Below are 2,245 nucleotides of genomic sequence, written 5' to 3'. Positions count from 1 at the left end.
CCGCGGTGGCCGGGGTGAGCTTCGCGTACGCGCCGTGGCTGCTGGCCCAGGCCGGGCACCTGCACGTGATCTCGAACGGCGGCATCCCACTGGCGCTGGCCATGCTCGCCCGGGGACACGGCTGGTCGCTGCGGCACGGGTACCGTCCGGAACGCCGGCACGACGGCTGGGTCTACACCGGCTGGTTGGTGGCGGCCTGGCAACTCAGTCTCGGCTTCGGCATCGGGTTGCCGTTCGCGTACTTCCTCGCCGGGACCGTGCTGGTCGCGGCCGTGACCTGGTTCCTGCGGCGGTGGGTCGTCCGGCCGGTCAAGCGCCCGTTCGGCCGCCGGCTGCTGATCGCGGACCTGGTCGGCGGCCTGCTCTTCGCCGGCGTCGGCGCGCTGCTGGCCATCCCGTTCTTCACGGTGGCGGAGGCGCACCCGAACGCCAAGCGCTCCATCGGCGACATCGCCATCTTCTCCCCGCCGGCGAGCGGTTTCTTCACCGCGCCCGCCGAGTCGCGGGTGTGGGGCGGGCTGCACGAGGGGGCGAGGGCGTTGCTGCCCTGGCACCCGGAGATGACCCTGCTGCCCGGCTTCGTGCTCTACGCGCTCGCGGCCGGCGGCCTCTTCTTCTCGGTGTGGAAGCTGCGCCACCGGCTGCTGCTGCTCGCCGGGGTGGTGGTGACGATGGTGCTCGCCATGGGCACCCGGTTCTTCGACGGCACCTTCACCTACGTGCCGCTGTTCGAGTACCTGCCCGGTTGGAACGGCCTGCGTACGCCGGGGCGGCTGATGCTCTGGACGACGCTGCTGCTCGGGCTTCTCGCGGCGGGCGCGGTCAGCGCGTTCGCCACCCGGGTCCGGGAGATCTCCGCCGAGCGGATCCCCTCCTGGCCCAGCCCGTGGCTGCGGCTGGCCACGCTGCTGCCGCTGGTGCTGGTGATCGGCGAGGGGTTGAACTCCACGCCGCACCCGGTCGTGCCGCCCCAGCCGGCCGCGATGCGGACCGTGGACGGGCCGCTGCTGGTGCTGCCCAGCAACCAGAGCCTCGATCAGCCGGTGATGCTCTGGTCCACGACCAGATTCCAGGACGTGGTGAACGGAGGGAGCGGCTTCACGCCGCGGCAGCTCGATGACGTACGCCGGGTGACGCTCTCCTTCCCCGACCAGGTCAGCGTCGACTACCTGCGCGTCCTCGGTGTCCGCAACGTGCTGCTGATGCGCGATCACATCGCCGGCACGCCGTGGGAGATCACCGTCGACGCGCCGGTCGACGGGCTCGGCATCATCCGCGAGGAGATCGGCGACGTGGTGGTCTACCGCCTCTGACCCACCTCCGCACCATCGCCTGGCATCCCTGCGTGCAGCGGTGTGGCGACGGTGATCGCGTAATGGCGCCTCCGGCGATGCTGCGGGCCACCGGTGGCGCCACCGACATACCGCACGTCGCGGCGCAACCGATCTCTACGAAGGGATCAGGTCATGCAGCGTGCACAAGGCAGGAGATGGATGGTGCCGAGTCCGCAGACGACGCAGGAGTCCGACGGGCGCACCCCGCTCACGGTACCGCCCTGGCGCTGGTGACCAGCTCGCCACCCGCACCGTCACCATGACGTGGCGGTGATACCTCGATGAGAAGGCGCCTCAAACTTTCCTCCCGTAGCCCGGGTCCTATGCCGTGACCCGTTCGAATGGTTGCCCTACCTCGCGAGGAGAGAGAATGGCTCGTACTCAGATGTCTCGTCTCGGCGCACGCCCCGACAGGCACTCGTGGCGCTCCAGGCTCATGGTGGTGATGGCCATGGGAGTCGCTATCGTCATGGGCTTCCAGGCACCGGCGATGGCGGCAACCTCGGGCTGCGGCTCAGTGTGCGATCGCAAGGACCCGGACACCTACTTCGCGACGGTGGACGGGAAGACCATGCGGTGCAACTTCATCGACGTGGAGACCCCGTACAGCGCGACCTACGTCGAGTTGCGGTACAGCCCGTTCTGCCGAACTGCGTGGGCACGGCAGACCGGCAGCTTCGGCTGGCTCTCCGGAGTACTGGTCCAGAGCTACAACTCCAACGGGACGCTGCGCATGACGGTCGACGACACCGGATCGTCGGGCTCCTGGTCGCTGATGGTCAACGACAAGGGCATGACCGCACGGGCGTGCTTCTACCAGTACGACACCGAGTGGGACTACGAGGCCGGCAACCGCCGGATCATGTATTGCACGGCACGCTACTGAGCGCCACCTGTCGGTAGGCCTCCGG

At 69.1% G+C, this 2,245-nt stretch carries 2 protein-coding genes; both read left to right on the top strand.

Going from position 1 to position 2,245, the window contains the following annotated elements; all coding sequences use genetic code 11:
* Positions 1–1,313, top strand: a 1,313-nt coding sequence (locus AB0B91_RS65230) for a hypothetical protein (protein ID WP_358343047.1), incomplete at its 5' end; no start/stop codon positions are given.
* A gap of 472 nt (positions 1,314–1,785) precedes the next feature.
* The gene (locus AB0B91_RS65225) at positions 1,786–2,220 is read left to right on the top strand and encodes a DUF2690 domain-containing protein (protein WP_157747258.1); all 435 of its coding nucleotides are present in this window, start codon (positions 1,786–1,788) and stop codon (positions 2,218–2,220) included.
* Positions 2,221–2,245 lie beyond the last annotated feature (25 nt).

Origin of the sequence: Nonomuraea sp. NPDC049141 (assembly GCF_040648415.1) — a bacterium.
GTDB lineage: Bacteria > Actinomycetota > Actinomycetes > Streptosporangiales > Streptosporangiaceae > Nonomuraea.
This window is presented reverse-complemented; position numbering and strand designations above follow the sequence as displayed.

What these genes read in the sequence shown, in the direction of transcription:
- AB0B91_RS65225 (WP_157747258.1), top strand. Translation starts at nt 1,786, where the DNA reads ATGGGAGTCGCTATCGTCATGGGCTTCCAGGCACCGGCGATGGCGGCA.